This window comes from Quisquiliibacterium sp. (assembly GCF_982640115.1).
Genome location: NZ_CEXFHW010000246.1, coordinates 1 through 4,435, shown reverse-complemented (window position 1 = coordinate 4,435; position 4,435 = coordinate 1). Strand labels below are relative to the sequence as shown.

General features: G+C 65.4%; 5 protein-coding genes. All 5 read right to left on the bottom strand.

Annotation, left to right across the window (positions count from 1 at the left end):
• Positions 1–677, bottom strand: a 677-nt coding sequence (locus AC2H6A_RS18150; protein WP_484275123.1) for a carbohydrate ABC transporter permease, incomplete at its 3' end; no start/stop codon positions are given.
• Positions 674–1,525 (bottom strand): carbohydrate ABC transporter permease, encoded by an 852-nt coding sequence (locus AC2H6A_RS18145; RefSeq protein WP_484275124.1) that lies wholly within the window; start codon positions 1,523–1,525, stop codon positions 674–676. The genes AC2H6A_RS18145 and AC2H6A_RS18150, both read right to left, overlap by 4 nt.
• 153 nt (positions 1,526–1,678) lie before the next feature.
• Complete coding sequence (locus tag AC2H6A_RS18140; RefSeq protein ID WP_484275122.1) at positions 1,679–2,998, bottom strand: ABC transporter substrate-binding protein; 1,320 nt, start codon at positions 2,996–2,998, stop codon at positions 1,679–1,681.
• Between the two features lie 79 nt (positions 2,999–3,077).
• Positions 3,078–4,142 carry an ABC transporter ATP-binding protein gene (locus AC2H6A_RS18135; protein WP_484275121.1) on the bottom strand — a complete coding sequence of 355 codons (1,065 nt, stop codon included), beginning with the start codon at positions 4,140–4,142 and terminating at the stop codon, positions 3,078–3,080.
• A 79-nt stretch (positions 4,143–4,221) separates the two neighbouring features.
• Positions 4,222–4,435, bottom strand: a 214-nt coding sequence (locus AC2H6A_RS18130; protein ID WP_484275120.1) for a hypothetical protein, incomplete at its 5' end; no start/stop codon positions are given.

Sequence of the window (4,435 nt, the reverse complement as noted above, 5' to 3'; positions counted from 1 at the left end):
GCGTAGATGAACTCGTTCCAGGACAGCGTGAAGGCGAAGATGCCGGCAGAGATGAGACCCGGCACCGCCAGCGGCAGGATGATCTTGACCAGGATCTCCCAGCGCGAGGCACCGTCGATCAGGGCGCACTCCTCGAGTTCGTAGGGTATCGAGCGGAAGTAGCCCATCAGCAGCCAGGTGCAGAACGGGATCAGGAAGGTCGGGTAGGTGAAGATCAGCGCCCAGCGGGTGTTGAACAGCCCGAGCCCCTGCAGCACCACCGCCAGCGGGATGAACAGGATGGACGGTGGAATCAGATAGGCCATGAAGATCGCCAGCCCCGCCTGCCGAGCCCCCTTGAAGCGCAGGCGCTCGATGGCATAGGCCGCGAACACCGATGCCAGCAGCGACAGGAACGTGGACACCACGGCCACGATCATGGTGTTGAGCAGCCATTCCGGGTAGGCGGTCTCGAACAGCAGCTTGCGGAAATGCGCGAGCGTGGGCTCGACCACCCAGAAGGGGTTGCCATCGCGGGAGAGCAGTTCGTTGTTCGGCTTGAAGGCGGTGATCACCATCCAGTAGAACGGGAACAGCAGCACGAACACGAACAGCCCGATCGGGATGTACCCGACCACCCAGCGCCTCGGCAGGCTCTCGAGGAAATCCATGCCGACGGTGTCCTTGTCCGCGCTCATCGGTCCGACCCCTGTTGCCAGGCCCGACGCTGCAGGCCGAAGTAGGAAAAGAGAATGGCCGCCAGCAGGAACGGCACCATGGCGGTGGCCAGCGCTGCGCCCTCGCCCATGGCACCGCCGGAGATGGCCCTCTGGAACGAGAGCGTGGCCATCAGGTGCGTGGCATTGAGCGGCCCGCCGCGGGTGAGCACATAGATGAGCTGGAAATCGGTGAAGGTGAACAGCACCGAGAAGGTCATCACCACCGCGATGATCGGCGTGAGCAGCGGCAGCGTCACGAAGCGAAAGCGCTGCCAGGGCGTGGCGCCATCAATGGCGGCGGCCTCATAGAGCGAGGGCGAGATGGTCTGCAGCCCCGCGAGCAGGGAGATCGCGACGAAGGGAATGCCTCGCCAGACATTGGCCGCAATGGTGGAGAAGCGGGCGTTCCAGGGATCGCCGAGAAAGTCGACATAGCGGTCGATCACCCCCAGCTTGACCAGGATCCAGCTGAACACCGAGAACTGGGCGTCATAGAGCCACCAGAACGCGATCGCGGACAGCGCGGTGGGCACGATCCAGGGCAGCAGCACCACGGCGCGCAGCAGCGTCTTGAACGGCAACGCCCGATTGAGCAGCAGCGCCAGCCAGAGCCCGAGCAGAAACTTCAGGATGCTGGCGATGAAGGTATAGAAGAGCGTGTTGAACAGCGACAGCCGGGTGACGGAGTCGCTGATCAGAAACGCGTAGTTTTCAAGCCCGACGAACTCGCCCGGACGGCCGATCTTGGCATCGGTGAAGCCGAGCCAGACGCCGAGCCCCAGCGGGTAGGTCAGGAACAGCAGCAGCAGGACGGCCGCGGGCAACATGAACGCGATGCCCAGACCGTTGCGGCTGTTCTGCAGGCGAGCGAGGAGTGACACGGTCTCATCCGGCAGGAAGGTTGGCGATCCCGGTGCGCAGGCGACAGGCCCGGGCACCGGGGGAGGCGCGCCCTCAGGCGGGCGCGCAAACGGGAGCGGTCAGACCCGGTAGTAGCGCTCGGCGCGCTTCTGTGCGCGCTCGGCCGCTTCCTTGGCGGTGGACTTGCCCGAGGCCGCTTCGGCCACCATGTTGACGATGATGAAGTCGGCAGTGGCGCCGGCCGAGGCGTAGCCGAGCCGGCCGGAGTACCCCGCCGGACGCATCTGCTTCATCACATCGCGATACGGGGTGTGCTTGGGATCTTCGGTCCAGATCGGGTTCTTCTCGTAGGCCACCAGCGGCTGGGCGACATAGCCGATCGAGGCCTTCATCCAGGGGCTGAACTGCTCTTCTTCCATCATGAAGCGCAGGAACTCCTTGGCCGCCTTGGGGAACTTGGTGTGCCGGAAGATCATCTGGTTGAAGAACAGATGGAATTCGGTAGGCACACCGGCCGGGCCGATCGGCATGTTGGCATGCTGGATGTCGCTCGCCAGTTCCTTGACCTTGGGGTCGCTGGAATTCTTGGCAGCGTAGTACACCGAGATGCCGTTGTTGGTGACGCTGACCTGGCCGTCGAGGAAAGCCTTGTTGTTGTTCGGGTCGAGCCACGACAGGGTGCCCGGCACGAAGGTGCCGTAGAGCTCCTTGGCGTAGTCGAGCGCACGGAGGGTCTCGGGGCTGTTGATCACGACCTCGTTCTTCTCGTTGGCGAGCTTGCCGCCGAAGGCCCAGATCAGCCAGTGGCAGAAACCATTGGCATCACCCGTGGCATTGCCCAGCGCGAAGCCGCCCGGCGTGCCCTTGTCCTTGAGCGCCTTCATCAGGCGCAGGAACCCGTCGGTGTCCTTGGGGAAGGTCTGGAAGCCCGCCGCCTTGACCTGGCTGTCGCGGTACACCATGGCGCCACCCGCAGCGCCCAGGGGAATCGCGATCCACTTCTTGCCGTCAGGACGAAGGTACTGCTCGCAAACCGGGTACCAGCCGCCGTACTTGCGGCCGAGATAGGTGGCCAGGTCGGTGACATCGACCAGCTTCTCGGGGTAGAGATTGGCGTCGTCGTTGGTGCCCAGGATGATGTCGGGACCGCTGCCCACATTGGCCGCCACGGCCGCCTTGGGACGGACATCTTCCCAGCCTTCATGGTCCACCCGCACCTCGATGCCGGTCTTCTCGGTGAACTTGCGCACGTTGGCCATGTAGACATCTTCGTCACCCTGGACGAAGCGCTTCCAGCGCAGCACGCGCAGCTTGGCGCCCTTCTCGGGCTGGTTGCTCCAGGTGGCCTGGGCGTGGACAGCAGGTGCGCCCACGAGGGCGGCGCCGGCGGTGGCGCCGGCCGAGGTCTTCAGGAAATCGCGACGCGGACTCTGGGTCATCGAATGTCTCCTTGTTGGATGTCGCTAGGGCTGAAGGCGGTTGAACCGCCCTCGGGGTGAACCGGTTGGAACGGGACGATCAGGCGGCAGGCAGCCGACGCCCCGAGGCTGCATCGAAGACATGCAGCGCGCTGCTGTCGGGCGTGAGCAGGATGCGGTCGCCCGGCCGGAAGGTATGCCGCTCGCGGAAGATGGCGCTGATGTTGCCCGCGCCGCTGCGGGCATAGACCTGGGTGTCGGCGCCGGTGGGCTCGACCACCACCACCTCGGCAGCGATGCCGCTGCCGCCCAGGCTGAGGTGCTCCGGGCGCACCCCGAAGATGATCGCCTGACCGGGACTCGCCTGCAGGCCCGGCACAGCCACCGAGCCGCCACCTTCCAGATCGATGCCGGCGCCGCCGGCGCTGACCGCGCCCTTGAGCATGTTCATGGCCGGCGAGCCGATGAAGCCTGCGACGAAGGTGTTGGCGGGGCGGTCGTAGAGCTCGAGCGGCGAGCCCATCTGCTCGACGATGCCGTCATGCATGACGACGATCTTGTCGGCCATGGTCATGGCCTCGATCTGGTCATGGGTGACATACACCGAGGTGGTGCGCAGCCGCTGGTGCAGCTCCTTGATCTCGGTGCGCATCTGCACGCGCAGCTTGGCATCGAGGTTGGACAGCGGCTCATCGAACAGGAACACCTGCGGATCGCGCACGATGGCGCGGCCCATGGTCACCCGCTGGCGCTGCCCGCCCGAGAGCTGCCGCGGATAGCGGTCGAGCAGCTGCGACAGGCCCAGGATGCGCGCCGCCTCCTGCACGCGGCGGTCGATCTCCGCACGCTCGGCCTTGGCCAGCTTCAGGCTGAAGGCCATGTTGTCGTAGACCTTCATGTGCGGGTAGAGCGCGTAGTTCTGGAAGACCATGGCGATGTCGCGCTCCTTGGGCGGGACATCGTTCACGACCTTGCCACCGATCTCGATGGTGCCCGAGGAGATTTCCTCGAGGCCCGCCACCATGCGCAGCAGGGTGGACTTGCCGCAGCCGGACGGACCGACCAGCACGCAGAACTCGCCATCGGCGATGGCGACATCCACCCCCTTGATGACCTTGGTTTCGCCGAAGTGCTTGTGCACTCCGCGGATGGCGACAGCAGCCATTGCGCTCCTCCGGACCCTTGTGGGTCTTGTTGTCGTGTCTGCCTCGTCGGGGAGGCAGTGCCGCAGGATTATGCCCGAGTTATGGCCCGGTTCGGCGTCGTGCCAGCGGATCGCGCAGGCGCGGTTCGAGCAGCCGGCCCTTGCGGGCCCGCTGACCCCGCCATGTCTCGAGTTCGCGGGCGCTGAACTCGCGACTGAGCGCCTTCGCCCCCCGCCCGATGCCCTGGATGACCACGCCCTGCGCTCCGAAAACCAGGGCCTGACTCAGGGTCTCTGTTCCCTCCAGAACCATG

Excerpts from the sequence above, each read along its gene's own strand:
- AC2H6A_RS18145 (WP_484275124.1), bottom strand. The coding sequence starts at position 1,525 with ATGTTGCCCGCGGCCGTCCTGCTGCTGCTGTTCCTGACCTACCCGCTG.
- AC2H6A_RS18140 (WP_484275122.1), bottom strand. The coding sequence starts at position 2,998 with ATGACCCAGAGTCCGCGTCGCGATTTCCTGAAGACCTCGGCCGGCGCC.
- AC2H6A_RS18135 (WP_484275121.1), bottom strand. The coding sequence starts at position 4,142 with ATGGCTGCTGTCGCCATCCGCGGAGTGCACAAGCACTTCGGCGAAACC.